The following is a 26,600-nucleotide window of genomic DNA, read 5'->3' as shown; positions in this document are numbered from 1 at the left end:
TAAAAATGAAAAAGAATCTGTTGAATGCCGGCATCCGTCACGCACTATTGCTGGGCAGCGCACTGTCGCTCTCTCAGTCGCTGTTCGCGGCTGAGATGATAAACCCTGCGTTACAGGCGCTGTTTGATCAGGCCACTTACTGGCATCAGAAAGCTCATGACGATCTGGCAAAAGCATCGCTGCAAAAGGTGTTGATGGTTGAACCCAACAATACCCAGGCGCTGTATCTGCTGGCGCTTTATTCACAGCAAAGCGGGGACAGTGTCAGCGCTGCGCAATATCGCGCATGGCTCAGCCATGTTTCGCCGGATGATGCGCACTTAAGCGAGCTGGATACCGCCCGCCAACTGCAAACCATTCCACAGGCGCAGCTCGCGTTGGCACGCCAGCAGGCACGCAGCGGTAATATCGCGGCGGCGCTGCAGACGTGGCGCAGCACCTTCAATGGCAACGCGCCGCCAGCCAGCGTCGCCGCAGAATATTATCTGACCATGGCGGGTGACCGCACGCTGTTGCCGCAGGCAGCAGAGGCGCTGCGGCAGTTCTCGGCTGAACATCCACAAGATACTGCGGCGAAGCAGGCGTTGGGTAAAGCGCTGACGTATCAGGAATCGACGCGTCGCGAAGGGATTGATGTGCTGAGTTCGCTGGCAGATGGCAACAAAGATGCCGACCGCTCGCTGCGTCAGGCGCTGTTATGGCTCGCTCCACAAGCTTCCGATGCTGCGATCTATCAAACCTGGCAACAACGTCACCCACAGGACACGGCGGTAATGAATTATTACCACAGTCATGTCGGGGGCGCTGAGAAAGGCGCAGGTTTTACCGATCTGAATAGCGGCGACGTAAGCGGCGCGCAAAGTAATTTTGAAAAAGTGCTGAGTGCTAACCCCCAGGATGCCGATGCGCTGGCAGGGATGGGTTATGTTTCCCAGCGCGCGGGACGTTATCAGGAAGCCGCCGATTATCTGCAACGCGCTGCACAGTTAGGTGGCGATCAAGGGCCGGAACGCCAGAAACAGGCCAATGATGCACATTTCTATGCGCAACTGGCTAACGCGCAGCAGGCGCTAAAAAGTGGCGATAATGCGCAGGCTCTGGCCTTGAGCGAACCGCTGAGCCAGGCCGAAGGCGAGAAAGGTATTGCTGCTAAATTATTTCGTGCCGATGTACAGCGTCACAGTAATCAGCTGCAGCAGGCAGAACAAACTTATCGATCTGTTTTACAAATCGATGCAGACAATCGCAGCGCAAAAGAGGGGTTGTTTTACGTGCTGCGTCAACAAAACCGTAGCGCTGAAGCCAGTTCGTTACTGGCGTCCTTGCCGGACAGCGTGCAGCAAAGCACCGCGCCGCGTGGCAGCAGCACCGATCCCATCCGTCAGCAGGCCAAACGCCAGCTGGCAGCGGGCAATGCCAGCGCCGCGCTTGCTACGCTGCAACAGGGCATACAACGGTATCCAAACGACGGCTGGTTGCGTCTCGACCTGGCTCGTCTGTATCGTCAGCAGGGCAGCAATTTACAGGCGGCCAGCGTGATGCAACCGGTTATGCGCAGCGGCGCCAGTAGTAACGAATTGTATGCCGGCGCGCTGTATGCCAGCGAAAACGGCGGCTGGCAGCAGGCCAGCGTGTTGCTGACGCGTATTCCGTCCGCTGATCAGATGCGTGATATGCGACAACTGGCGCAGCGCGTGAATTTCAATCTGCAAATGCATATTGCCGATCAGTACCTGGCGCAGGGCTCCAGTGCCGCCGCAGCCAACACGCTGAAAGCGCTGGCTACAAACCCGCCAGCCAATCCGATCGATGCGGGTAATCTGGCGCAGAAACTGATGAAGGCTGGCGATTTAACAACGGCGGTCGCAGTGGTGCATGGAAATATGCAGCGCGGTGTGCAGGGCAATGCGGGTGAATATGCTGCGCAGATGGCGGTGCTGAATCAGGCTGGCCTAGGTGGCGAAGCACAAAACTTTCTCAGCAGCCCGGAATTACAGGCGCGCAGCACGCCCGCCCAACTGGCCGATATTCGAAATGGGTACCTTATTAATGAAGCAGATCGTCTGCGTCAGCAGAAGCAGTATGCGGCAGCCTATGACAAGCTGATCGGCGCACTGCAACACGATCCACAAAATCGCGATCTTATGTTCGCCATGGCGCGTCTGTATCAGGACGGCAAGATGAATAAGGATGCGGCCGTCATCTATGACTATCTGATGACGCAGGACACGTCAACGCAAGAGGCGCGGGTTGGTGCGATCAACGTTGCGTTGGCACAGCACAATATACAGCGGGCTAACGACCTGACGCGCGGTCTGACGCGTACGCAGGCGCCCGACCATCTGCTGCTAATGGCGCGTGTGGCGGAAGCCAACGGCGACCATTCTCAGGCGATGGTTTATCTGCGCAACGCACGTGGGCAGTTAATTGGGCTGCAAGGCGCACAAGGCGAAGGTCTGCCAACCGTGGGCGGCCAGGCGCTGGCCGACAATCCGTTTATCAACCGCAGTACATCCCCGGTGGGTGGGTATGGCACGGTGTTGCCGTGGCAGGCAACGCCTGCGTCAACCAGCAGTGCCGTTGGCGTCACGCTGGCAGGCGGCCCCGGCGTACCTTCGCAGCAGGTACAGATGCTGCATCAGATCGACAGCATGATGGACACGTTGCAGGAAAAAACCGGAACCTGGGTACAGGGCGCGATGCAGATACGTGGACGTGATGGTGAGTCGGGTCTGAGCAAAATCACCGAAGCAAAAGCACCGCTGACTTTCTCCACCGTGCCGTTTGGCGAATCACGCTTCGACTTCACCATGACGCCGGTCTCTCTCACTGCAGGCAGCGCGTCGGGTGATGCGTGGCGTCGCTTCGGTGCGAATCCACTGATTCAGGGTGCCGTGGTCGCTCTGGGTGGCGCCACCGTGAACGATGTACCGAGCGCTTCCACTGACTCGCAAAAAGCGACAGGTGTTGAACTGAATTTGGCGTTAAAAGGCAGTAACTACAAAATTGATTTGGGTAGCACCCCGCTGGGTCAGGATCTCAGCACGCTGGTAGGCGGCGTTCAATGGTCGCCAAAGCTGACTGACTTCCTGACGTTGATTTTGACCGGCGAACGCCGCGCGATGACCGACAGCCTGTTGTCTTATGTCGGCGTAACGGATAAGGCGTCTGGGACAAAATGGGGGCGCGTCACTAAAAACGGCGGCAATGCCTTGCTGAGTTACGATAATGGCGATGCAGGCTTCTACGCCGGTGGCGGGGCTTATAGTTATCTTGGTGAAAACGTTGCCAGCAATAACAGCATCCAGGCCACAGCGGGCGCCTATGTTCGGCCTTTCCATTATGACGATCGCGAACTCAAAGTGGGCATGAGCTTATCCTGGATGGACTTCTCGAAAAACCTCAGTTATTTCACGTACGGTCAGGGTGGTTATTTTAGTCCACAGAACTATGCATCAGTGTCGTTCCCGGTTGATTTTTCACGTAAGTTCGATGATTTAAATGTCAGCGTTGGCGGCTCAGTCGGCTATCAAACCTACAGTCAGGATAAAAGTGCTTACTTCCCGAATGATCCCGAGGCGCAGGCCGTCATGAATCAATTGGCTTCATTGGGTTACGCCAAAGCGTCCTACTATTCAGGTAACAGCAAAAACGGTATCGGCTATAACCTGCATGCCGGTGCCGATTATAAAGTTAATAAAGACGTGACGATTGGCGGCCAGCTTGGCTATGGCACCTTTGGTGATTACAACGAAAGCACGGCGCAGTTGTACTTCCGTTACATGTTCGGAGAAAAGTAATGAGTGAGCATTTTGGCGGGGTTTCACACCCGCATCAGCCCGGCTGGTTTGATCTGGTTAGCGTATTGCTGGAAGGTATGGTGGCGAATGCCGGTCAGGAAGAGGCGGAAGCCTTTTTGCAGAACCGGGGCGAAGCGCTGGCGGCGCGCTATCCTTTGCCAGAAGCGCATAGCGTGCAAGATTTGGAGCGTGAAATTAACTTACAGCTGGCGCGCTTCAACTGGGGCTTTGTGCAGCTACAACCGCAAAATAATGCGCTACTGTTACAGCATCATGCGTTGCCAGCGGGTGACAACGTGCAGGGGGGGGCTGACTGGCAATCTGCCTTTGGTGCGGTGCTGGCGGGATTATATTCGGGCTGGTTACAGGGTCAGGGCGGCAGCGCGACAGTCCCGGTCACACTTGAACGGAATGACGGCAGCACGTTGCATTATCGCTATTAACAGGATGCTGGGATGAGAGCTAAGGGCTGGTGGCGTTGGGTATTGTGTTTCATGGTGATGGCCGTTAGTACACAAGCCGCCGCAAATGGCTGGGAAACGTTTAAAAGCCGTTTTATGACGTCAGACGGGCGCATCACCGATACCGCCAATAATAATGTCAGCCATACCGAAGGTCAGGGCTACGGCATGTTGCTGGCGGTTGCGAATGACGATCGCGCCACCTTTGACCGGCTGTGGCAATGGACGCGTACTCACTTGCGCAATCCGCAAAACGATCTGTTTTACTGGCGCTACACGCCGGGCGCAGACGATCCGGTGGCGGATAAAAACAATGCCTCGGACGGTGACGTGCTCCTTGCCTGGGCATTGCAGCGTGGTGCGCAAAAGTGGCAGAGAGAAGATTATCAGCAGGCCTCAGAACGCATACAGCGCGCAATCGTGAAGCTTAATGTGATCACTTTTGCTGATCATACAGTCATGCTACCGGGCGCGCAGGGCTTTAATAAAAACAGTTATATCGTGCTGAACCCATCCTACTTTTTATTTGCCGCCTGGCAAGCGTTCGCCCAACGCAGCCACCTTCAGGTCTGGACCAGACTGATTAACGACGGCACGGATTTGCTGAGCAAGATGCATTTCGGCCAAACCGGCTTGCCGCTGGATTGGGTCGCGCTGAACGCCGATGGTTCGGCAGCGCCCGCGCTGGGTTATTCGAACCGTTTTAGTTATGACGCGATCCGCATCCCCCTGAATATCTGGTGGTACGATCCGCACAGTCAGGCACTGGCACCCTTTCAGCGGGTCTGGCAAGGTTACGATCGGCGGCAAACGCCCGCCTGGTTTGATGTGCTGGCGAATACACCCGCGCCTTACAATCTGGGTGGCGGCTTACTGGCGATTCGTGATTTGACGATGAGTGAAACCGGATACCTGAGCGATAACCTCTCGTCGGATCAAAATTACTTCTCGGCCAGCCTGCAATTGCTGACATGGTTAGCCAGTCAGGAGAAACGGTAGCGTTTATTACTGCACAAAGTGAGCCGCTAGCGTCAGGTGAAAAAGCACGACTGCGACTGACGCTGGCGGACATTATCGACGCGACGTTAAATGGCCGGCCTGGGAATACGGCGCGGGGAAGGGATCGGGACAGCCCCCGTCGCCCGTGCCGTAGACGGATTTTAAATAAAGTGCGTTGTTCTGATTCTGCTTCGTCATGCTGCATCTCCCTCAAAAAAAACCTTGCGCTGGGATATACTTGCTGCGCATTTTCCTGTCTGATAACTGAGCTTTTTTATAGCCGGGAGAGAATTTTTGCGGGTAAGTCGGTCGCTTACGATAAAGCAGATGGCGACAGTGTCGCTGGTTGCGGTCATCACCATCAGTATCTTTATCGTTATCCAACTGTTTCATTTTGTGCAGCAGCGCAGGATTGACTACGCCCAGCAAATGGAAAATATCGCGCATACCGTGCGTCAGCCTCTGTCTGAAGCGGTACTGAAAGCCGATATTCCGCAAGCCGAACGCATTCTGCACTCTCTCCGACCGGCGGGAATCCTGTCGCGCGCTGACGTGATGCTGCCAAACGCATTTCAGGTACTGCATGCCGACTTTGTGCCAGAAAAACCGGTGCCACGCTTAGTGGCGCGGCTGTTTGAGCTGCCGGTACAAATCACGCTGCCCCTTTATTCCGTCGAAAACACCGGCTCGCCGAAGCCCCTGGCATATTTGCTGTTACAGGCTGACTCATCGCGCGTATATCAGTTTATCCTCAGTACGTTTTCGACGATGATCACCACTTATTTGCTCCTGGCGCTGATCCTTTCGGTGGCCGTTAGCTGGTGCATCAACCGTTTGATCATCCATCCGCTACGCGACATTTCCCGTGAATTGCAGGAGTTGCCGCCGCAGTCGATCCTGGCGCATAAGCTGACGCTACCGCAGGGGCATCATGATGATGAAATCGGCATGTTGATCCGCAGTTATAACCGCAATCAGCAGGTACTTGAGTCGGTACATGATGAAATGAGTCGTTTGACGACGCACTTTGATGTTACTGATTTACCAAACCGCGCGCTGTTCCTTGCCTTGCTCGACCAGCACACACGTAATCGCGCTAAGCCGTTTGGCTTGATGGTGCTCCGCATTGAAACGTTGCAGGAAGCCAACGGTGTACTGAGTGATGAGCAGCGCGATACCTTGATGTTGACGCTGGTAGAAAAGATTCGCAGCACGATTGACGACCACACATTGCTAGCGCAAACCAGTACCAGCGACTTTGCATTGCTGATGAAGCGGGCTAATAACCCGTTTCGTACCATGCGTTTAGCCCGCAATCTGATGATTCGCCTTAATCAGCCGGTAAACCTGCAGCAATTGCAGCTACGGCCCAACGCCAGTATTGGTCTGGCATTACGTGATGACGAGCCGCTCAGCGCCAATGAGCTGCTGGATCGCGCCACCTCGGCGATGATGTCGGCGCGACATCAAGGCAAAAACCAGATACTGTTTTTCGACGCTGCGTTAACCGAGCGTGCACAGAAGCGTTTAACCCAGGAGCACGATATTTTACAGGGTCTGCACGACGAGCAGTTTGCGCTCTATTTCCAGCCGCAAATTGACATGCAAACGGGTGAATTAGCTGGCGCGGAAGCGCTGCTACGTATGCGTCAGCCGGACGGTAGCTATGGCTTGTCGGAAGAATTTATCGCCAATGCCGAAGAGCTTGGCGTCATCTCTGCTATTGGTCGCTGGGTGTTTGAAGAAGCCTGCCGTATCCTGGCGGCCTGGCAGAAACATGGGGTGATGATTCCCCTCAGCGTAAATATTTCAGCGGTGCAGTTGCGCGACGCCAGCATGGTGACACATCTGCAATCATTACTGGAACGTCATCGTATTGCACCTGGCACTTTTGTGCTGGAGATAACCGAAACCGCACAGATTGGTGATGCGGAACAGGCTATGTCGCTGTTGCGTATGCTGCAGAAAACCGGTGTGGCAGTCGCACTGGATGATTTCGGCATGGGCTATTCCAACCTGAATTACCTGCATCAGTTTAAAGCCTTGCCGGTGAATAAACTGAAAATGGATCGCAGCTTTGTGTCGGCGCTGCCTGTTGACGACACCATGGTGCGCATTGTGGCGGCTATCGCCGATATTATCGATCTTGATGTTATTGCCGAAGGTGTTGAAACCTGTGAACAGCGTGACTGGCTGCTGGCGCGCGGAATTCGCATCGGGCAGGGCTATCTCTACTCGGAAGCCGTTTCTCTGACACGGTTCAATCAGCAATGGATGAGAAAGCTGGCACGACCAGAATAATCACCTGCTTTATTGATTTTGCAAGAATTTTAGTTACAAGAGTCAAAGCTGAAGCGTTTCAGTTCAGAATTATGTCTGTATCATTTCCCTGGGCTTTGTAAGCCTGTATTAATCCCGTAAACAGAATGTTATTTTTCGACTACCGGTGATGTCTGGATATACCAGTCTGCCGGTCATGATAACGAATCCGACAATATCGTCATTTCTGTCGCTAGTGGACACCTGTTTATGAAAACCTCGCTGTTTAAAAGCCTTTACTTCCAGGTGCTGGTTGCCATCGGCATCGGCGTTTTGATGGGCCATTTTTATCCGGAGTTAGGGACTCAGATGAAGCCGTTAGGTGATGGCTTCGTAAAACTGATCAAAATGATCATCGCTCCCGTTATTTTTTGTACGGTGGTGACCGGTATAGCTGGCATGGAAAGTATGAAAGCCGTTGGCCGCACGGGCGCGGTTGCGCTGCTTTATTTTGAAATAGTCAGTACTATTGCGCTGATTATTGGGTTAGTCGTGGTTAACGTCATTCAGCCTGGCGCGGGAATGAACGTTGATCCGGCAACGCTTGATGCCAAAGCGGTGGCAATGTATGCACACCAGGCCGAGCAGCAGGGCGTGGTTGCTTTTTTGCTGGACGTGATCCCCAACAGCGTGATTGGGGCATTTGCCAGCGGCAACATTCTGCAAGTGCTGATGTTCGCCGTCCTGTTTGGCTTTGCGCTGCATCGTTTGGGTAATACGGGCACGCTGATTTTCAACGTTATTGAAAGCTTCTCGAAGGTAATTTTCGGCATTATCAATATGATCATGCGCCTTGCGCCAATCGGTGCTTTTGGCGCCATGGCCTTTACCATCGGCAAATATGGCGTGGGTTCACTGGTGCAACTCGGCCAGCTGATCGTTTGCTTCTATATTACCTGTGTTCTGTTTGTGACGGTGGTGTTAGGTCTGATTGCGCGCGTAGTCGGCTTCAATATCTTCAAGTTCATCGCTTATATCAAAGAAGAGTTGCTGATTGTGCTGGGCACTTCCTCTTCCGAATCGGCGCTGCCGCGCATGCTGGATAAGATGGAGCGCCTGGGCTGTAAGAAATCGGTGGTAGGGCTGGTTATTCCAACGGGATATTCGTTTAATCTTGATGGTACCTCGATTTACCTGACGATGGCCGCCGTTTTTATTGCCCAGGCGACCAATGCACATATGGATATTTTCCATCAAATTACCTTGTTGATCATACTGCTGCTTTCTTCTAAAGGCGCAGCGGGCGTGACTGGCAGCGGCTTTATCGTATTGGCAGCAACGCTTTCAGCGGTAGGGCATTTGCCGGTGGCGGGCCTGGCGTTGATTCTCGGTATCGACCGTTTTATGTCAGAAGCGCGTGCGTTGACCAATCTGGTCGGCAACGGCGTGGCGACAATAGTCGTTGCAAAGTGGGTCGATCAGCTGGATGAAGTGCAGTTAAAAGAAACTCTGTCAGGCGAAAATAAGGTGAAAAAAGCGTCTGAACCCACCGTTTAATCATTGATCTTCTCTTAAATCCCCACAAATGCCCGCTGTCACTTGCCCTGACAGCGGGCATTTGGATAATGAACCTCAAAATGTTTTTCACTTCGTTGCGCGACATCCTGACCTTCCTGTGGTCAAAGTCTTTGTTGAGGGATAACAGCGCGGTCCGGCATTCTGCCGGTTCGCTAATAACAGCGGCAAATCGTGCCAGCGATAATGATTTTTTGCATTGTTTGAGTAGGGGTTTACATGCAGGGCACCAGAATTCGGCTTTTGATGGGTGGATTAATGCTGGCTGCAACCAGCTATGGTGTACAGGCAGAAACGCTGCAACCGGATCCGGCCTGGCAGCAGGGCAAACTGGATAACGGATTTAACTGGCAGCTTCTGACAACGCCGCAACGTCCGAGCGATCGTATCGAACTGCGGATGGTGGTTAATACCGGCTCGCTGGTGGAAGGAACGCAACAGGCAGGCTTCAGTCATCTGCTGCCGCGCCTTGCCATGGTGCATAACGCCGCGCTCGATACCAGTCAACAACGTGCTTTATGGCAACAGGCGATGGATCCACAGCATCCGCTGCCGCCGGTTATCGCGTCCTATGATTTCACTCAATACAACCTTAGCCTGCCCAATAACCGCCCGGAGCTGCTGAAAGAAGCGCTGAACTGGCTGGCGGCTACCGCAGGCAATATGTCAATTACCGAACAGGTAGTGAATACCGCGCTCTCTGCTTCCGATCCCGTCGCAACCTGGCCGGCAAATACCCAGGATGTGTGGTGGCGCTATCGCCTGAAAGGCTCGGCGCTGTTAGCGCATGATCCCGCTGAGCAGCCACGCGCGCCGGTGGATTTAACGCAATTAAAGGAATTTTACCAGCAATGGTATACGCCGGATGCGATGACGTTGTATGTGGTCGGTAACGTTGACAGCCGCAGTTTGTCGGAACAAATCAATAAAGCCTTCTCACCGCTGAAAGGTAAACGTGACGCGCCTGCGCCGTTGCCGACGCTTTCACCGCTGCCGAATGAACCGGTAAATCTGGTAAATGGCAATATGAGCCAGGATCGCTTGTCGCTGGTATGGGACACGCCCTGGCAACCGATTCGTGATTCACATAATCTGCAACGGTACTGGCAGGGAGATTTAGCGCGTGAAGCGCTGTTCTGGCATGTGCAGCGCGCATTAAGCGACAGTAAAGCGCAGGGGGTACAGGTTGGGTTTGATTGTCGCGTGCTCTATCAACGCGCCCAATGCTCAATCAATATGGATGCGCGTAACGATTCGCTGGAACAGAATATGAACCTGGTGGCACGCGAACTGGCGAAAGTGCGGGATAACGGCTTGCCGCAGGAAGAGTTTGATGCGCTGATGGCGCAAAAGTTGCTGGAGCTGAACAAGCTGTTTGCCACCTATGCCCGCACGGATACCGATGTTCTGATGAGTCAGCGTCTGCGTTCCCAGCAAAATTCAGTGGTGGACATCGCCCCTGAGCAGTATCAGAAATTGCGTCAGGCGTTTCTGGCTGGTTTAACGCGCGATCAGCTGAATCAGGAACTGCGTCAGCAACTCAGTCAGGAACTGATGATGATGTTGCTCCAGCCGGAAGGCGAAGCAGAAACTAATGTGAAAATGCTACAAAGCAACTGGGATAAAGTAATGGCACCGTCAGCGGTTCCGGCCACGGGCGGTGATGCTGCTCAGCCGGACAGTGATACAGCACCACCGGCTTCTTAATTTCTCAGGTTTTTGCCCTGAGCCATTCGGTCACCAACATGGGCCAACTGGCGAGGGGCAAATCTGCCAGGCCCCGAATACCAAAGCCGTGTCCGCCCTTCTGATAAAAATGCACTTCCGCTGGCACATTGTGTGCCCGTAATGCGCTAAAAAAGACCATGCTGTTATTCACGGATACCGATTCATCATCGGCGGCGTGGATCAATAATGTCGGCGGCACCTGAGCATGTACGCGCGTTTCCATTGAATAAGCATCGATCGTTTTCTGATCCGGCCAGGCGCCTAACAGACGGGTGCGTGAACCCTCATGTACCAGTCCTTCACGCATACTGATCACCGGATAAATCAGCACCATCGCATCCGGACGTGGAGCGTAATTTTCAGCGCTATCCTGCGTTGGATAGAGTTTTTCCGCGAAACGCGTACCCAGGCTGGCAGCAACATGGCCGCCTGCGGAGAACCCCATCATGACAATATATTTACCATTCAGGCCACGCTGCGCGCGCTCGCGTAGTACTCGCACCGCACGTTGCGCATCGGCCAGCGGCGCATCCGGGCCTTCATGATGGCCATCGTATGGCAGGCGATAAGTCATTACCGCCAGCGTGTAACCCATTGAGGTGAAAAATGTGGCGAGCGCGCTGCCTTCACGATCGATCATCACGCGATGGTAACCGCCGCCAGGCGCGACCAGCAAGGTGATGCCATTAGATTCAACCGGATGCCAAATCGCCATCTCCGGGCAGCGTATGCCCGTGGCGGCTCGATCGTATGGCTCGTACTGTTTTGCCATATCAACAATTTTCGGTTGAGCGTGCGAATCGCTGGCACCTGGGGCGTCTCCGTGCGGCCAGATATTGATGATTTCTGTATTCATAACGTGTCCTGATACGAGAGCTGTTTTAATTGTTTTGTTCGCGGCCGGGTAAACAGCCTCCTGCTGTTATTGGTTAAAAGATGGCCTTTTTTAACCCTGTCGTCCATCTGAAAACGGCAAGAATAAGTAGATTCAGACTGTGCCTGGGGAAGGGGATTTACTATAATTTTTTGATTGGAATAGGATTTTATAAGGGAAGGGCAATGATAATTTATAACGTTTATAGAATGATTATTGGAACCAACGATATTTTCCTCAATAATTAATACGGGCATTGTTATCTCTCATCAACAAAAAGTTATCAGGTTCATTCATGACTTTCTTGTCAGGATGTTTTGATAAAAATAGAGGAAAAAGGCAGCCAAAGGCTGCCTAAAAACCACGAGGGCCGCATTCCTTTTCCGCTATACGAGAAAATTCACGGAAGCAGAGATGAAAAAGCCATAAATGCCGGAGAGTATATAAACGGCATCGAAACGCTCTATGTTTTTTCATTACGGCAAAACAACATAAGCTGGTGTTGAAATATCACTCTATTATTATAATAACAATATAACGTTAATTATTATTGTACGAGCGCGAGAATTATCTTAATCCATATTGATGGTAAAAGCTTTTTTTAATTACTATCAATAGTCACACGCTCACTGCTGGACAGGGCAGGTAAGTAACCCTGTTCAGCGTATCTTACAACTGAGTCACAGAATATTCACGTCAGTAAATCCTTTACCTTCATGATCAATATTCCAGATTGCTCTCTCGTTGTGAGACAGGCACAGATATAAAAGAAATAAGCTATAGAGTAAAGGCAAATAAAGCATTAATACGATTCGGATCAAAAAATAGCTTCACAGGCGGCTTCTTTATTAGTGGATTATTTAATTTTTTTTGCTAATAAGAGGTGAGTAAATAAATTTGAATATTAATTGATGTATTAAAAATATTAAGTAAAAAACGCCCCAGTAACTGGGGCGCTATATTATTTCGGCATAGCGTCCAGAGGAATAATGGCCCCGCGATGCTGAATCACCGTACTGGCGATAAGGTGACCGCGTTCAGCGGCTGCTTCTGGCGATGCGCCCGTCAGACGTAGAGAGAGATACCCGGCGCTAAACGAGTCACCTGCCGCAGTGGTATCGATGATTTTTTCTTTTGCCAGGCGCACGGCTGCTACATCAATTAATGAATTATCATCAATGGCCACCAGACAAGATTCCGCGCCGCGCTTGATAACGATTTCGCTGACACCCGCTGCCCGTGTACGCGCGATCACCTCACTAAGCGGTTGCTCGCCCCACAGAAAATGCTCATCATCTAACGTCAAAAAAGCCATATCGGTACAGTTCAGCATGTTGCGATAAGCCGTCTGCGTTTCGGTTTTGTCGAACCACAAATGTGGACGATAGTTATTATCGAAAATGATCTTGCCGCCGTTAGCGCGACAACGCGCCAGCAATGCCATTAGCTTGTCACGGCTGGAAACGGGCAGAATCGCCAGACTGATGCCACTTAAATACAGATAATCGTAACGTTCTAGCTGCTGGCAAATCCTGTCACTCTCGGGGCTATCGAGCCAGTAACGGGCGGCGGCGTCGCTGCGCCAGTACCAGAAAGTGCGTTCGCCATGCGGGTCCGTTTCAATGACATACAACCCCGGCATTTTATTATCCAGCCGCTGAATCAGCCCGGTTTTGACTCTTTCCTGTTGCCAGGCAGCGATCATTTTATCGCTGAAGGTATCCGTACCCAGCGCGGTGACGTAATCCACGCTTAGTTGAGTGTCATCAACCTGGCGAGCCATGTATACCGCTGTGTTTAGCGTGTCGCCGCCAAAACCGCGCTTAATGTTTTCACCCTTTTCGGACAGTTCAATCATGCATTCGCCAATAATGGCGATTTTTTTTTGCGTCATGGTTTTCGGCCTGTAGTGGAATATCGCCCTAGTCTTACGTCTGGTATGGCAGACGTCAATGATTTTAAAACGCCGTTTTAATTCCACTTAAGTCGTGATAGCACTCCTATCGGCCTGATAAAGCGAACAAGTTTCGGCTTGTTTTAGCGATTATCTCGGTAACCTTATTGGTACACTCAACGATTTATTATCGCTAAAAGATAAATAAAGTTATCCCGATTACGACCGATAATTGCCGCTGGGTTGCCGCATCCAGGCGCTTGCCCCCAACCAGGAAAATACCATGGTGATGAAGAGCATAAGTCCCAGGCTCCCTTCTTCGACTGACTACAATCCCTCGCAGAAAACGCGCCTTTTCTGGCAGCAGTGCCAGCGATTTTACACTTTTCAGCCGATATATCAGGTATCGGGACGGTTGCTGGCTATTGAACTGCTGGCCGCGATAACACACCCGTCCGCGCCGAAAAAGAAGCTGTCGTCGGAAAACTATTTCGCCGCACTTAATATTACGCAACGGCTGCATGTGATGCATGAGCAGCTGGAGTTATTAACCCAGTGGTCGGCCTTTTTTGAGCGAACAAATATTGTTGCGTCAGTAAATATTGATAGCCCTTCGCTGCTGTCGATTCAAAAACATCCATCAATCCGCCGCCTGATCGCACGTTTGCCGTGGGTGCGATTTGAGCTGACCGAACACCACGTATTGCCGCAGAAAGAGATTGTGGCGCAGATGCCAGAGCTGGGCCCGCTGTGGCTGGATGATTTCGGTTCTGGCATGGCGAATTTCTCCGCGCTGACCGAGCTGAAGTACGACTATATTAAGCTGTCGCGCGAGCTGTTTATTTTGCTGCGTAAAACAGATGAAGGGCGCAGCTTGTTTTCCATGCTGCTGGCGTTAATCAACCATTATTGCAACGGGGTCATTGTCGAAGGGGTTGAAACGGAGGAAGAGTGGCAGCAAGTGCAATCCTCTCCAGCCATCGCGGCACAAGGGTATTTCTTTTCAAAGCCGGTTCCTTTTCTGAGTTAAATCATCTTCCTGTCCAGCTTCTCTGATGTCGTTCCTCGCTGTCTCGTCTATCTTTAACGGAGACCGTGGCAGGGTAAGGAGAAAGCGAAATGACGCGTACGGGAAAAATTGTTAGCTGGATCGTCGGGATTATTTTGTTGCTGGTTGTGGTGATTATCGTAGTGATTGCCACCTTTGACTGGAATCGTCTGAAGCCAACCATCAACCAGAAAGTCTCGACTGAACTGAATCGTCCTTTTGCCATTCGTGGTGATTTGGGCGTGGCCTGGGAGCGCAACCGCGAAGAACCTGGCTGGCGTAGCTGGGTGCCATGGCCGCATCTGCATGCGCAGGACATTATGTTGGGCAACCCGCCCGAAATTCCCGATGTGACTATGGTTCATTTACAGCGCGTGGACGCCACACTGGCACCGTTAGCCCTGCTGCATAAAGAAGTTTTTATCCCGTGGATTAAACTGGAGCAGCCCAATGCGCGCCTGATCCAAACAGCGGATAAGAAGAATAACTGGACGTTTAATCTTGCCAACAGCGGCAGTCAAAAAGATGAAAACGCTGCGCCGTCAGCATGGTCATTCCGCCTTGATAATATTTTGTTCGATCAGGGACAAATTCGTTATCGCGACGCCATTAACAAAGCGGACGTTACGGTGAAGATTAATCCGCTGGGTAAGCCGGTGCCTTATGCACAGATAGCCGGTGGCGACGATAAGCAAAAGGGCGCGGGTGATTTCGTCTTTGGCTGGCAGGCGAAGGGCACTTACAAAAATGAACGGTTGGATGGCGAGGGCAAAATTGGCGGCATGTTGTCGCTGCGCAGCCAGACGACTCCTTTCCCGATTCAGGCGGATGTACGCAACGGTACTACGCGTGTACAGATAACGGGCGGATTAACCGATCCCATGAACCTGGGCGGGCTGGATGTGCGCTTGCGCTTTTCTGGCGATACGCTGGCTAACCTGTACGGTTTAACCGGTGTGCTGCTGCCGGACACGCCGCCGTACGAAACAGATGGTCATCTGATTGCTAAATTCGCGGGTGAGAAGGGGCCGGTATTCCAGTATGAAAAATTCAACGGCCATATCGGCGACAGCGATATTCACGGGTCGCTGACGTACACCCAGGGTAAGCCGCGCCCTGGACTGAAGGGCGAACTGACATCAAACCAGCTACGAATGGCCGATCTGGGTCCGCTGATTGGCGTGAAGTCGGGTAAAGGCAGCGAGAAAACCGAGCAGGCTAAAGCACGACGCGGCGATAAATCAACGCAGCCAGCCGATCGCGTATTGCCGCATGACAAGTTCGATACTAAAAACTGGGACGTGATGGATGCCGATGTGAAGTTCAGCGGCAAGCGTATTGAGCACAGTAATTCGCTGCCGTTAAGCGATCTTTATACCCATTTGCAGCTTAAGAACGGTGACCTGCTGTTAGATCCGCTGCGCTTTGGCATTGCGGGCGGTAATCTGAATAGCACCATTCATCTGGCAGGCGATCATTCGCCGATGCGCGGTCGTGCAGATATTCACGCACGTAAACTGCGTCTGCGCCAGTTGTTCCCTGACGTTGAGGCCATGCAAAACAGCCTGGGGCAACTGAATGGGGATGCCAGCCTCACCGGCAAGGGTAATTCAGTGGCAGATTTACTGGCGACCAGCAATGGGCAGCTAAAACTGCTGATGAATGATGGTTTGATTAGCCGCAACCTGATGGAGATTGCCGGTCTGAATGTCGGTAACTACGTGGTTGGTAAACTGTTTGGCGACGATCAAGTACAGATTAACTGCGCGGCTACCGACATTAAACTGCAAAACGGCTTAGCAACGCCCAATCTGTTTGTCTTTGATACCGAGAACGCGGTGATCAATATTAGCGGTAACGCTAATTTCGCCAGTGAACGCATGGATCTTTCTATTAATCCAGAAAGTAAGGGCGTCCGCATCATCACGCTGCGATCGCCGCTCTATGTGCGTGGCACGTTCAAAAATCCAGACGCTGGTGTGAAAAGCGGGCCGCTGATTGCACGCGGCGCTGCGGCGGTGGCGTTAGGTGCCGTTGTGGCGCCTGCTGCTGCGCTGCTGGCACTGATTTCACCGAGCGATAATGAAGATAATCAGTGCAGCAATATTTTGCAGCAGATGAAAAATAAGAAGTGATCAGGTGCGGTAAAGCACTTTAATGATGTGATAACCAAACGCGGTTTTCACCGGTCCATAAGGCGTTAACAGTGGGCAGGTGAAAACCGCTTTATCAAAAGCCGGGACCATCTGTCCCTGGCGGAACTCACCTAAATCACCGCCATTTCGCCCGGAGGGGCAGGTTGAGTGTTTCTTTGCCAGTTGTTGGAAATTGCCGCCTTTTTCCAGTTTCGCCAATAACGCTTTAGCCAGCGCTTCCTCTTTCACGAGGATGTGTAAAGCCGCTGCGGTTTTCGCCATGTCGGTGTCTCGTTGTGTATAATCGTCGCCCATTATAACCCTATCTTTCGACCTGTAGGGGCGTGGGTTGCCTCTCCCGTGACTTATTAACGTCAGTTGCCAGAGCCTGTCTGGCTGCCGTCGTTCGAAAGCAGGTGTGATACCTTTTTCTCTGCCAACTGAGTGAATTTCCGTTATGCGTCTAAACCCCGGCCAACAACGTGCTGTCGAATTTGTCACCGGCCCCTGCCTGGTGCTGGCGGGTGCGGGATCGGGAAAAACCCGCGTCATTACCAATAAAATTGCGCACCTGATCCGGGAATGTGGTTATCAGGCACGTCATATTGCGGCGGTGACCTTTACCAATAAAGCCTCGCGTGAAATGAAGGAGCGTGTGGCGCAAACGCTGGGCCGCAAAGAAGCTCGTGGCTTGATGATTTCCACTTTCCATACTCTGGGTCTGGAGATCATTAAACGCGAAACGGCCGCGCTGGGCATCAAATCGAACTTTTCGCTGTTTGACGATCAGGATCAACTTGCCTTGCTTAAAGAGTTGACCAAACAGTGGCTGGAGGAAGATAAGTCCCAGCTGCAGCTGCTGATCTCTACTATCTCAGGCTGGAAAAACGATCTTGTCGATCCGCCACGTTCTGCTGCGCTGGCGCGTTCCGAACGCGATAATATTTTTGCCCATTGCTATGCCCTGTATGATCAACATCTGAAAGCCTGCAACATCCTGGATTTTGATGATTTAATTTTGTTGCCGACGCTACTGCTGCAGCGCAATGCGGAAGTGCGCGAACGCTGGCAGCAGCGTATTCGTTATCTGCTGGTCGATGAGTATCAGGATACCAATACCAGCCAGTATGAACTGGTCAAGCTGTTGGTCGGCGCGCGTGCGCGCTTTACCGTGGTGGGCGATGACGATCAGTCAATCTATTCGTGGCGCGGCGCACGACCACAAAATTTGGTGCTGTTAAAAGACGATTTTCCGGCGCTGGAAGTTGTCAAACTTGAACAGAATTACCGTTCATCACAGCGCATTCTCAAAGCGGCCAACATTCTGATCGCCAATAACCCGCACGTGTTTGAAAAGCGCTTGTTTTCCGAACTGGGTCCAGGAAATCAGCTAAAGGTGCTGACTGCGAATAACGAAGAGCATGAAGCGGAGCGCGTTGCGGGTGAGTTGATCGCGCATCACTTTATCCACAAGACAGCTTACAAAGATTACGCCATTCTTTATCGCGGCAATCATCAGTCACGCGTATTTGAAAAGCAGCTGATGCAGAACCGCATTCCGTATCGTATTTCGGGTGGTACTTCATTTTTCTCGCGCCCGGAAATCAAAGATTTACTGGCCTATTTACGCGTATTAACTAACCCCGATGATGACAGCGCGTTTCTGCGCATTGTTAATACGCCACGTCGCGAGATTGGTCCGGCTACGCTGCAAAAACTGGGCGAATGGGCCAGTCTTCGTAACAAAAGTCTGTTTAACGCCAGCTTTGACGTTGGGCTGGGGCAAACGCTGAACGGACGTGGACTGGAGCATTTGCAACGCTTTACGCATTGGCTGAATGAGATCATTCAACTTACCGGGCGCGAACCCGTCAATGCGGTGCGTGACCTGATTCGCGGTATTGATTATGAAAGCTGGCTGTTTGAAACATCTGGCAGTCCAAAAGCCGCTGAAATGCGCATGAAAAATGTTAATACGCTGTTCCAGTGGATGACCGAAATGCTGGAAGGTACCGATCTGGATGAGCCGATGACGCTGGCTCAGGTGGTGACGCGTTTTACCCTGCGCGACATGATGGAACGTGGTGAGAACGATGAAGAACTGGATCAGGTTCAGCTGATGACGCTCCATGCCTCAAAAGGGCTGGAGTTTCCGTATGTTTACCTGGTCGGCATGGAAGAAGGTTTACTGCCGCATCAGAGCAGCATCGATGAGAATAATATCGAAGAAGAACGGCGTCTTGCCTATGTAGGCATCACGCGGGCGCAGAAAGAGCTGACCTTTACCCAGTGTCGCGAGCGGCGTCAATACGGTGAGCTGGTACGCCCGGAGGTAAGCCGCTTTTTACTTGAGCTGCCGCAGGACGATGTGGTGTGGGAAACCGAGCGCAAAGCAGTGAGCGCCGAGGAGCGCATGAAAACGGGTCAGAGCCGCGTAGCCGGATTACGGGCAATGCTGGAAAAAGCAAAGAAAGCGTAAGGTGAGTTTATCGGACGATGGGCGTTGGGCATAGGCAGCCATCAGTAGAAGCAGCGGGTTCGACTCAGGAAAGGGTGAGGAGCCAGTGAACATAGGATTGATAGTGGCTCTCTTGCTCAAGCAATTCAGCCCGCAACGGGTGTATATCCAGCCAGCCAGCCGGTAACGTCACATGCAGCGCATCATCATCCGCCTGCAATCGCACCGCGGGTAACGTATCGTCGCGTCGACGACTCGAAAAAATAATCGCTAACCGCAGTAAACGACACATACGCTCTGCTAAACGTGGCGGCACGGCGTTTTGCTGAGTCAGCAATGCCAGATCAATACTGCCGCTTTGATTTTGCAGCAGGCAGGCCAACAGTTTTTTCTGAGCGGGCGTAAAGCCGGGAAGGTCGAGATGACGAACGAGGTAAGCTGCGTGTTGAGGAGCCTGACGGAAATCGACGCTCAGGCCGATTTCATGAATGGCGCAGGCGCTAAGCAGTAAATCACGACAGCGCTGATTGAGTTTCCATGGCGTGCTGACCTGACGGAAAAAACTTTCCGCCAGCTGACGTACGCGCCCGGCCTGCTCAATGTCAATACTGAAGCGGCGTTGAACATTTTGCAGCGTACGAGTGCGAATATCGCGATCGATCGGCAAATGTAGCATACCGTAAACCAGCCCTTCCCGTAGCGCGCCGCCTGCCAACGTCATGCTTTCGATACGCAGTTCCTGGAAAATAGCGATCAAAATAGACAGGCCGCTGGGGAAAACCAATGCGCGTTCCAGCGTCAGGCCTTCAATCTCCAGCTCTTCTAACTTGCCACACTGAATGGCACGCTGTTTTAGCTGCTGAAGTTTACTCAGGGTGATGCGCTCATCCATCCCTTGTGCCACCATGATTTCCTGTAGCGCCTGAACGGTGCCCGACGCGCCTACGCAGGCTTGCCAGCCTTGTTCGCACAGTTGTGCCGCAACGGGCTGAATCATTTCGCGTGCCGCCTGTTCAGCCTGTGCAAAATTTTCTTTTGCCAGATGGCGATCGCTGAAAAAACGCTCCAGCCAGGTCACGCAACCCATCGGCAAGCTGAACAGCACTGTGGCGTGAGAGCCGTCGCCAGTCGCTAATTCGGTGCTGCCGCCACCAATATCCACAACTAAACGCCGATCGGAACCGCCAGTCGTATGCGCCACACCCTGATAAATCAGGCGCGCTTCTTCTTCGCCGCTGATGACGTTGATGTCACAACCGAGAATTTGCTGCGCAGTTTCAAGGAACTGTTGTGCGTTGGCCGCAAGACGCAGCGTGGCGGTTGCCACGACGCGAATTTGATCAAAGGGAATATCCTGCAGCTGTTCAGAAAACAGCTTGAGACACTGCCAGCCGCGCGTCATCGCTTCGGCTGACAACTGGTTACTCTTATCCAGACCTGCAGCAAGGCGCACCTTGCGCTTAATTTTCGCGACGGTCTGAATACTGCCAGACACTTCGCGCACCACCAACATATGAAAGCTGTTAGAACCTAAATCAATCGCAGCATAAAGTGACGATGCGCTTAGCATGGTGAGCTTAACTCGAACGTTTACGGTTGTTGTTACGTGGCGCGCCGCGACGGTTGCTATTGTTGCCGCCACGACGAGGTCCGTTGCCCGAACGGCTACGCGCCAGACGTTTTGGCGGTGGCAATTCGCTCAGCAGTGCATTGCTGTTGTATTTGCTGACCGGAATATTGTGACCAATATATTCTTCAATGCCGGGCAGGTTCAGCGCATATTCTTCGCACGCCAGGCTGATGGAATGACCACTGGCACCGGCACGTCCGGTTCGGCCAATGCGGTGAACGTAGTCTTCGCGATCGTCCGGCAGGTCGTAGTTAAAGACGTGGGTGACAGCAGGAATATGCAGGCCACGTGCGGCAACATCGGTAGCAACCAGAATATCGACATCACCTTTGGTGAAGTCATCAATGATACGCAATCGTTTTTTCTGTGCTACATCACCGGTTAATAAACCGACGCGATGACCATCGGCGGCCAAATGGCCCCAAATATCTTCACAGCGATGTTTGGTGTTAGCGAAAATGATTGCGCGATCGGGCCACTCTTCTTCCAGCAAGGTTTGCAGAAGACGCATTTTCTCTTCGTTAGACGGATAGAAAAGCTCTTCTTTGATGCGGTGTCCGGTTTTTTGCTCGGGTTCCACTTCGACATATTCGGCGTTGTTCATGTGCTCAAACGCCAGTTCACGCACGCGATAGGAAAGGGTGGCAGAAAACAGCATGCTCAGACGCTGGGTAGCAGCCGGCATACGGCGGAACAGCCAGCGAATATCTTTAATAAAGCCGAGATCGAACATGCGATCGGCCTCGTCCAGCACCATTACCTGAATAGCGCCGAGGTTAACGTGATTCTGTTTCGCGTAGTCGATTAAGCGACCGGTGGTGGCGATCAGAATATCAACGCCATTTTCCAGCACTTTAAGCTGTTTGTCATAGCCATCGCCGCCATAAGCCAGGCCGAGCTTCAGCCCGGTTGAGGAGGCCAGGGGTTCTGCGTCGGCATGGATTTGCACCGCGAGTTCACGCGTTGGTGCCAGAATTAATGCGCGTGGCTGATTGACCTGACGACCTTCCGCCGCAGGGTTTGAGAGAAGATGATGAAACGTTGACGTCAGAAACGCCATCGTTTTGCCGGTACCGGTTTGCGCCTGACCTGCGACATCACGCCCTGAAAGCGTAAAAGGCAGTGCTAACGCCTGAATCGGCGTACAGTTATGAAAGCCTTTCTTATCAAGGGCTTCCACCACCAGAGGGTGCAGGGCGAAGTCGGAAAACTTCTGGTCGGTTAAGTGTGTTTTGCTCATAGTGTGGTAGAATATCAGCTTATTATCGCTTTACGAAAGCGTATCCTATGAAATAAAGTCAACCTACATTGGTATATTTTACGCCAATTCGCCAGGCATAATCTTGTGGAGTAAAACATGAGCAGCGATAAAATCGTTCACCTGACCGATGACAGTTTCGACACCGACGTGCTAAAAGCTGACGGCGTTACACTGGTAGATTTCTGGGCTGAATGGTGTGGTCCTTGCAAAATGATCGCCCCGATTCTTGATGAAGTCGCAGAAGAGTACGATGGTAAACTGACCATTGCTAAGCTGAACATCGACGACAATCCAGGCACCGCGCCGAAATACGGTATTCGTGGTATTCCGACGCTGCTACTGTTTAAAAACGGTGAAGTCGCCGCGACCAAAGTGGGCGCTTTGTCCAAAGGTCAACTGAAAGAGTTCCTGAACGCCAACCTGGCCTAATCGGGGCCGAACGTTCAGCACGGGCGAATTTTTTTCCTGCCGCTGGACGTTCGCTTTCAGGTGTGCTAATTTACCAAAGCTGCATTACGCACTTACCTAGTAGTTAGCATCTAAAAGTTTTCCTTTGTTGAACCCTGTCGCACTGTACCTATAACAGCGGTTCTGCAATCTGACGGTTAGCTCCAACTTAGGCATCGCAATCGACCGTCTCCTCGCTTCCAGTCGCCATCCCTGACGATGATCGTCGAGAAGAGTCGAAAAGAGCCATTAACAGGCATGGATTATTTGCCATACTACTCACGACAAACATTCCGAGTATTACCCCGAGTTTAAGAACCCATCACTATGAATCTTACCGAATTAAAGAACACGCCGGTTTCTGAGCTGATTACCCTCGGCGAAAATATGGGGCTGGAAAACCAGGCTCGCATGCGCAAGCAGGACATTATTTTCTCAATCCTGAAGCAGCACGCGAAAAGCGGCGAAGACATCTTTGGTGATGGCGTGCTGGAGATATTGCAGGATGGATTTGGTTTCCTCCGCTCTGGAGACAGCTCCTACCTCGCCGGTCCCGATGATATTTACGTTTCTCCCAGCCAAATCCGCCGCTTTAACCTCCGCACTGGTGACACCATTTCTGGCAAGATCCGCCCGCCAAAAGAAGGTGAGCGTTACTTTGCCTTGCTGAAGGTTAACGAAGTCAACTATGACAAGCCGGAGAACGCGCGCAACAAGATTCTGTTCGAAAACCTCACGCCGCTGCATGCTAACAACCGTTTGCGTATGGAGCGGGGTAATGGCTCAACTGAAGACCTGACCGCGCGCGTCCTGGATCTGGCTTCGCCAATCGGTCGCGGTCAGCGTGGTCTGATTGTGGCGCCACCGAAAGCCGGTAAAACCATGCTGCTGCAGAATATTGCGCAGAGCTTGGCGTATAATTACCCGGATTGCGTACTGATGGTGCTGCTGATTGACGAGCGTCCTGAAGAAGTTACTGAGATGCAGCGTCTGGTTAAAGGTGAAGTGATTGCTTCCACCTTTGATGAACCGGCTTCCCGTCACGTTCAGGTTGCTGAAATGGTGATCGAGAAGGCTAAGCGCCTGGTCGAACACAAAAAAGATGTGATTATTCTGCTCGACTCCATTACGCGTCTGGCGCGTGCTTACAACACCGTAGTTCCTGCTTCCGGTAAGGTATTGACCGGTGGTGTGGATGCCAACGCCTTGCACCGTCCGAAGCGTTTCTTCGGTGCAGCCCGTAATGTGGAAGAAGGCGGCAGCCTGACTATCATCGCGACCGCGCTGGTTGATACCGGTTCGAAGATGGACGAGGTTATTTACGAAGAGTTTAAAGGCACCGGTAACATGGAGCTGCATCTCTCACGTAAAATTGCTGAAAAACGCGTCTTCCCGGCGATTGATTACAACCGTTCCGGTACGCGTAAAGAAGAGCTGCTGACCACGCAGGAAGAGCTGCAGAAGATGTGGATTCTGCGTAAGATTATTCACCCGATGGGCGAAATCGACGCAATGGAATTCCTCATCAACAAGCTGGCAATGACCAAAACCAATGATGAATTTTTCGACATGATGAAGCGTTCCTGATCTCGTCAAAAGTCATCTGACCGATTGTTTCAGCTTTTTTAGCTGAAATGAGCAGGAAATCGCACCTACGCCACGTCTTAACGTGGCGTTTTTCATTTCTGAGCTATAGGATTGAACTCTGACAGGAGTATTGATAATGACTGTGGTAGTGGTGGTGAATTATTGAACATTCACACACTTCTTGATGCAGAATTCGGATTCTGGCGCAGCGGTAGCAGGAGATTTTCGCGTATCGTTGTCCAAGATGTTAGCTGAGAGCGTTTAACGTGAATTTACTCACTATGAGTACTGAGCTTGGTTTAATTTTTCTCTTTTCTTTAATATTCCTCTTTTTTGCTCGTAAAGCAGCTAAAAAAATTGGTTTGGTTGACATGCCCAATTCGCGTAAACGCCATCACGGAGCGATTCCGTTGGTTGGTGGCATTTCTGTTTACGCCGGCATCTGTTTTACCTTCGCGATTACCAATTATTATTTGCCGCACGCGCTACTCTTTTTGGGCTGCGCGGGGGTTTTGGTGTTAGTGGGTGCACTGGACGATCGCTTTGATATTAGCGTCAAAATTCGCGCTGTCGTGCAGGCCATTGTTGCGGTGGTAATGATCGTTGGAGCCAAACTTTATCTGCTCAGCCTTGGCTTTATTATCGGTCCGGTGGAGTTGATTGTTGGGCCGTTTGGCTACGTCCTGACCCTGCTCGCCGTGTGGGCAGCGATTAACGCTTTTAATATGGTGGACGGCATTGACGGGCTGCTTGGCGGCCTTTCCTCCGTCACCTTTGCCGCGATGGGTATTATTCTCTATTTTGACGGCCAAACCAGTCTCGCCATGTGGTGCTTTGCGATGATTGCCGCCACGCTGCCTTATATCCTGCTCAATCTCGGTTTCCTCGGTCGTCGCTATAAAGTGTTTATGGGCGATGCAGGCAGTACGATGATCGGTTTCACCATCATCTGGATTTTGCTGGAGACGACCCAGGGATTGAGTCATCCAATCACGCCGGTTACCGCGCTGTGGCTAATCGCTATTCCTCTGATGGATATGGTCGCGATTATGTATCGCCGTTTGCGTAAAGGCATGAGTCCTTTTTCTGCCGATCGTCAGCATATTCATCATTTAATTATGCGTGCCGGGTTTAGCTCACGACAGGCATTTATGCTAATTACCATTGCTGCGGCGATTTTCGCTGGGATTGGTGTCTTGGGTGAATATCTTGCCTTTATCCCCGAATGGGTGATGCTGGTGCTGTTTCTGCTTGCTTTTATGGTTTACGGCTACTGCCTGAAACATGCGTGGCGTGTTGCGCGACGCATCCGGCGCATTAAACGTCGTATCCATAGCGCCCGAGACGCGAAGAAAAAATTACCCTGATAAGATCTTATAAAGGATACCCCTGTTATGCCCTCTGACGTTGTGGAGAACGAACTGGATATTCGCGGCCTGTGCTGCTGTTTATGGCGTGGAAAGCGTTGGATTGTCGGTTTTGCGCTGCTGTTTGCCGTGGTTGCCTGGCTGGCAACGCTATTGATGAAGCAGGTATGGAGCACCACAGCGATTACCGATCGCCCAACGGTAAACATGCTGGGTTCGTACTATGCCCAACAGCAGTTTCTTGGCAATCTCGATGTGCGCAATAACGCGCTTACGCTGAGCGCGCCTTCGCCCACCGTAATGGATGAGGTGTATCAGGAATTCACCATGCAGCTGTCATCGTGGGATACACGCCGCGAGTTTTGGCAGCAAACCAACTATTATAAAAGCCGCAAAACCGGTAATGCGCATAACGATGCGGCCCTGCTGGACGATCTGATCGGTAATATCCAGTTCACGCCTGGCGATACAGCGCGTAACACGTTTGATAACGTCAAACTGAAAGCCGAAACGGCCAGCGATGCCAATAACCTGCTGCGACAGTACATTGCTTACGCCAGCGAACGGGCAGCACGTCATTTAAACGCGGAGCTCAAAGGTGCCTGGCAGGCACGTGGCGCGCAGTTACAGGCACAGGTCAAACGTCAGGAAGATGTGGCAAACGCACAGTTCCAACGCCAGCAGCACCGTTTACAGCAGGCATTAAAGATCGCCAGCCAGCAAGGAATTCATGAAAAGCAGCCGCGTGAAGCCGGAGAAAATCTGGCAGACAGCGATCTGTTTTTGCTGGGTCAACCGATGCTGCAAGGCCAGTTAGAGACATTGCAGGCGACCGGTCCGACTTACGATATAAGTTATGATCAGAACAGAGCCATGCTCACAACATTGCAGGCCGGTCTGACGCTGAACAATAAATTCCAGACCTATCGCTATTTGCGCACGCCGGAAGAACCTGTCTCGCGTGACAGCCCGCGTCGTCTGTTCATGATGATCATGTGGGGCGCCGTTGGCGCGTTGGTGGGTGCTGGTGTGGCGTTAGCGCGCCGTCCGCGTCCGATGTTAGAACCGCGTCATTGA

General features: G+C 52.1%; 17 protein-coding genes and 1 pseudogene. 13 read left to right on the top strand and 5 right to left on the bottom strand.

The annotated features are described in order from the left end of the window. The first annotated feature begins 5 nt into the window (after positions 1-5). The 6 genes from QRY16_RS05695 to QRY16_RS05670 all read left to right on the top strand — a co-directional run bounded on the left by QRY16_RS05695 (position 6) and on the right by QRY16_RS05670 (position 10,801). Positions 6-3,800 carry a cellulose biosynthesis protein BcsC gene (locus QRY16_RS05695; protein ID WP_289775931.1) on the top strand — a complete coding sequence of 1,265 codons (3,795 nt, stop codon included), beginning with the start codon at positions 6-8 and terminating at the stop codon, positions 3,798-3,800. After that, entirely contained in the window at positions 3,800-4,243 is a 444-nt protein-coding gene (bcsD, locus tag QRY16_RS05690; RefSeq protein ID WP_289775930.1) for a cellulose biosynthesis protein BcsD, read from the top strand. Before QRY16_RS05695 ends, bcsD begins: the two co-directional genes overlap by 1 nt. A 12-nt stretch (positions 4,244-4,255) precedes the next feature. After that, on the top strand, positions 4,256-5,260 hold the full coding sequence (locus tag QRY16_RS05685) for a family 8 glycosyl hydrolase (protein ID WP_289775929.1): 1,005 nt from the start codon (positions 4,256-4,258) through the stop codon (positions 5,258-5,260). Between the two features lie 294 nt (positions 5,261-5,554). Then, positions 5,555-7,561 carry a biofilm formation regulator HmsP gene (gene hmsP / locus QRY16_RS05680; protein ID WP_193406941.1) on the top strand — a complete coding sequence of 669 codons (2,007 nt, stop codon included), beginning with the start codon at positions 5,555-5,557 and terminating at the stop codon, positions 7,559-7,561. A 228-nt stretch (positions 7,562-7,789) separates the two neighbouring features. Then, positions 7,790-9,076 (top strand): dicarboxylate/amino acid:cation symporter, encoded by a 1,287-nt coding sequence (locus QRY16_RS05675; protein WP_289775928.1) that lies wholly within the window; start codon positions 7,790-7,792, stop codon positions 9,074-9,076. Between the two features lie 237 nt (positions 9,077-9,313). Beyond that, on the top strand, positions 9,314-10,801 hold the full coding sequence (locus QRY16_RS05670) for a M16 family metallopeptidase (RefSeq protein ID WP_289775927.1): 1,488 nt from the start codon (positions 9,314-9,316) through the stop codon (positions 10,799-10,801). Positions 10,802-10,805: 4 nt separating this feature from the next. On the opposite strand, the gene QRY16_RS05665 is transcribed toward QRY16_RS05670, so the two are convergent. Together QRY16_RS05665 and kdgK are read right to left on the bottom strand one after the other, a co-directional pair. Further along, positions 10,806-11,678 carry an alpha/beta hydrolase gene (locus tag QRY16_RS05665; protein ID WP_289775926.1) on the bottom strand — a complete coding sequence of 291 codons (873 nt, stop codon included), beginning with the start codon at positions 11,676-11,678 and terminating at the stop codon, positions 10,806-10,808. A 979-nt stretch (positions 11,679-12,657) separates the two neighbouring features. Next, positions 12,658-13,590: a 2-dehydro-3-deoxygluconokinase gene (gene kdgK, locus QRY16_RS05660; RefSeq protein WP_289775925.1), complete on the bottom strand. Its 933-nt coding sequence runs from the start codon at positions 13,588-13,590 to the stop codon at positions 12,658-12,660. Positions 13,591-13,873: 283 nt separating this feature from the next. On the opposite strand from kdgK, the pseudogene pdeH reads away from it, so the two are divergent. Both pdeH and QRY16_RS05650 read left to right on the top strand, forming a co-directional pair. Continuing rightward, positions 13,874-14,646: pseudogene (gene pdeH, locus QRY16_RS05655) on the top strand (cyclic-guanylate-specific phosphodiesterase). 63 nt (positions 14,647-14,709) lie between these two features. Then, positions 14,710-16,773 carry an AsmA family protein gene (locus QRY16_RS05650; protein ID WP_289775924.1) on the top strand — a complete coding sequence of 688 codons (2,064 nt, stop codon included), beginning with the start codon at positions 14,710-14,712 and terminating at the stop codon, positions 16,771-16,773. Here the strand turns inward: QRY16_RS05650 and ppiC are convergent, their stop codons facing one another. After that, on the bottom strand, positions 16,774-17,055 hold the full coding sequence (gene ppiC, locus QRY16_RS05645) for a peptidylprolyl isomerase PpiC (RefSeq protein ID WP_193406357.1): 282 nt from the start codon (positions 17,053-17,055) through the stop codon (positions 16,774-16,776). 175 nt (positions 17,056-17,230) lie between these two features. On the opposite strand from ppiC, the gene rep reads away from it, so the two are divergent. Beyond that, on the top strand, positions 17,231-19,252 hold the full coding sequence (rep, locus tag QRY16_RS05640; RefSeq protein WP_193406291.1) for a DNA helicase Rep: 2,022 nt from the start codon (positions 17,231-17,233) through the stop codon (positions 19,250-19,252). 64 nt (positions 19,253-19,316) lie between these two features. Here rep and ppx read toward each other — a convergent pair whose 3' ends face one another. Further along, positions 19,317-20,801 carry an exopolyphosphatase gene (ppx, locus tag QRY16_RS05635; protein WP_193406356.1) on the bottom strand — a complete coding sequence of 495 codons (1,485 nt, stop codon included), beginning with the start codon at positions 20,799-20,801 and terminating at the stop codon, positions 19,317-19,319. A gap of 7 nt (positions 20,802-20,808) precedes the next feature. Next, entirely contained in the window at positions 20,809-22,101 is a 1,293-nt protein-coding gene (rhlB, locus tag QRY16_RS05630; protein ID WP_289775923.1) for an ATP-dependent RNA helicase RhlB, read from the bottom strand. A gap of 117 nt (positions 22,102-22,218) precedes the next feature. Between rhlB and trxA the strand changes: the two genes are divergently transcribed. From trxA to wzzE, 4 genes are all read left to right on the top strand, one after another. Continuing rightward, a complete protein-coding gene (gene trxA, locus QRY16_RS05625; RefSeq protein ID WP_003851963.1) occupies positions 22,219-22,551 on the top strand; it encodes a thioredoxin TrxA in 333 nt (110 codons plus the stop codon). Positions 22,552-22,896: 345 nt separating this feature from the next. Further along, on the top strand, positions 22,897-24,156 hold the full coding sequence (gene rho, locus QRY16_RS05620) for a transcription termination factor Rho (RefSeq protein ID WP_193406289.1): 1,260 nt from the start codon (positions 22,897-22,899) through the stop codon (positions 24,154-24,156). A gap of 281 nt (positions 24,157-24,437) precedes the next feature. Further along, entirely contained in the window at positions 24,438-25,523 is a 1,086-nt protein-coding gene (gene wecA, locus QRY16_RS05615) for a UDP-N-acetylglucosamine--undecaprenyl-phosphate N-acetylglucosaminephosphotransferase (protein WP_289775922.1), read from the top strand. 27 nt (positions 25,524-25,550) lie between these two features. Further along, positions 25,551-26,600 (top strand): ECA polysaccharide chain length modulation protein, encoded by a 1,050-nt coding sequence (gene wzzE / locus QRY16_RS05610; protein WP_289775921.1) that lies wholly within the window; start codon positions 25,551-25,553, stop codon positions 26,598-26,600.

This window comes from Mixta mediterraneensis, from assembly GCF_030283135.1.
Classification (GTDB): Bacteria; Pseudomonadota; Gammaproteobacteria; order Enterobacterales; family Enterobacteriaceae; genus Pantoea; species Pantoea mediterraneensis.
This window is presented reverse-complemented; position numbering and strand designations above follow the sequence as displayed.

Bases quoted from the DNA above. Each gene is read 5' to 3' on its own strand.
- QRY16_RS05695 (WP_289775931.1), top strand. From the start codon at position 6: ATGAAAAAGAATCTGTTGAATGCCGGCATCCGTCACGCACTATTGCTG.
- bcsD (WP_289775930.1), top strand. From the start codon at position 3,800: ATGAGTGAGCATTTTGGCGGGGTTTCACACCCGCATCAGCCCGGCTGG.
- QRY16_RS05685 (WP_289775929.1), top strand. From the start codon at position 4,256: ATGAGAGCTAAGGGCTGGTGGCGTTGGGTATTGTGTTTCATGGTGATG.
- QRY16_RS05675 (WP_289775928.1), top strand. From the start codon at position 7,790: ATGAAAACCTCGCTGTTTAAAAGCCTTTACTTCCAGGTGCTGGTTGCC.
- QRY16_RS05670 (WP_289775927.1), top strand. From the start codon at position 9,314: ATGCAGGGCACCAGAATTCGGCTTTTGATGGGTGGATTAATGCTGGCT.
- QRY16_RS05665 (WP_289775926.1), bottom strand. From the start codon at position 11,678: ATGAATACAGAAATCATCAATATCTGGCCGCACGGAGACGCCCCAGGT.
- kdgK (WP_289775925.1), bottom strand. From the start codon at position 13,590: ATGACGCAAAAAAAAATCGCCATTATTGGCGAATGCATGATTGAACTG.
- QRY16_RS05650 (WP_289775924.1), top strand. From the start codon at position 14,710: ATGACGCGTACGGGAAAAATTGTTAGCTGGATCGTCGGGATTATTTTG.
- ppiC (WP_193406357.1), bottom strand. From the start codon at position 17,055: ATGGCGAAAACCGCAGCGGCTTTACACATCCTCGTGAAAGAGGAAGCG.
- rep (WP_193406291.1), top strand. From the start codon at position 17,231: ATGCGTCTAAACCCCGGCCAACAACGTGCTGTCGAATTTGTCACCGGC.
- ppx (WP_193406356.1), bottom strand. From the start codon at position 20,801: ATGCTAAGCGCATCGTCACTTTATGCTGCGATTGATTTAGGTTCTAAC.
- rhlB (WP_289775923.1), bottom strand. From the start codon at position 22,101: ATGAGCAAAACACACTTAACCGACCAGAAGTTTTCCGACTTCGCCCTG.
- trxA (WP_003851963.1), top strand. From the start codon at position 22,219: ATGAGCAGCGATAAAATCGTTCACCTGACCGATGACAGTTTCGACACC.
- rho (WP_193406289.1), top strand. From the start codon at position 22,897: ATGAATCTTACCGAATTAAAGAACACGCCGGTTTCTGAGCTGATTACC.
- wecA (WP_289775922.1), top strand. From the start codon at position 24,438: ATGAGTACTGAGCTTGGTTTAATTTTTCTCTTTTCTTTAATATTCCTC.
- wzzE (WP_289775921.1), top strand. From the start codon at position 25,551: ATGCCCTCTGACGTTGTGGAGAACGAACTGGATATTCGCGGCCTGTGC.